The sequence below is a fragment of the Pseudomonas sp. F220 genome (assembly GCF_057813935.1).
Genome location: NZ_JBVASJ010000184.1, coordinates 1 through 281, shown reverse-complemented (window position 1 = coordinate 281; position 281 = coordinate 1). Strand labels below are relative to the sequence as shown.

Below are 281 nucleotides of genomic sequence, written 5' to 3'. Positions count from 1 at the left end.
CTCCAACGCTGATTTCGTCTTCGCCAAGGATCGCCTGGCCGAACATTGCGAACGCAACGGCATCGCCTACGCCAGCTTTGACGCCTTCGCCGAACTCCCCGCATTGCTGGCCCAACTGCCGATCGGCAGCGCCGCCAACGCCACCTCCTTCTCGCTTGAACACTCTTTAGAAAAACAGGAACTCTTCCATCATGTCTGATATTCGAATCGCTACTCCCGAAGACCAGGTTCTTCTGGATAAAGAAGCCAAGTACTGCTCATACGGCGACACAGTTCACTAC

At 54.8% G+C, this 281-nt stretch carries 1 pseudogene; it reads left to right on the top strand.

Features of this window, described 5'->3' with window-relative positions:
* Positions 1 to 199 (top strand): annotated as a pseudogene (locus tag ACZYSM_RS29565) (2,3-diketo-5-methylthio-1-phosphopentane phosphatase); the annotation flags it as partial.
* Between the last annotated feature and the right edge of the window lie 82 nt (positions 200 to 281).